This is a genomic window from Variovorax sp. E3, assembly GCF_016082275.1.
Taxonomy (GTDB): Bacteria; Pseudomonadota; Gammaproteobacteria; order Burkholderiales; family Burkholderiaceae_C; genus Variovorax.
The window spans coordinates 1-340 of record NZ_MOWM01000397.1 but is presented as its reverse complement, the minus strand read 5'-3'; the positions used below and the strand labels follow the sequence as shown (position 1 = coordinate 340).

1 pseudogene is annotated in these 340 nt (G+C 63.2%); it reads right to left on the bottom strand.

The features are described 5' to 3' along the window. A pseudogene (locus BMG07_RS41075) lies at positions 1-340 on the bottom strand (FAD-binding oxidoreductase); the annotation flags it as partial.

Here is a 340-nt window from a genome sequence, read left to right as displayed (position 1 = left end):
GGGTTCAGGATGTTCTTCGGATCCAGCCCCCGCTTGATCGCCCGCATCATCTCCAGCGCCACCGGCGACTTGTGCTTCTCCAGCTTGTCGACTTCAGCGACCCCACGCCGTGCTCGGCCGAGAAGGAGCCGCCGAACTTCTCCACCGCGTCGTACACCAGCGTGTTGATGCGCTCTTCCTCGTTCTTCAGGAACGCCTTGGTGTCGATGTTCTCCGGCGCCTGCACGTTGTAGTGCAGGTTGCCGTCGCCCAGGTGGCCGAAGTTCACCAGCCGCACGCCTTCGATCTCGCGCTTGAGCAGCGCATCGGTCTCTTGCACGAACGCCGGAATGCGCGACAC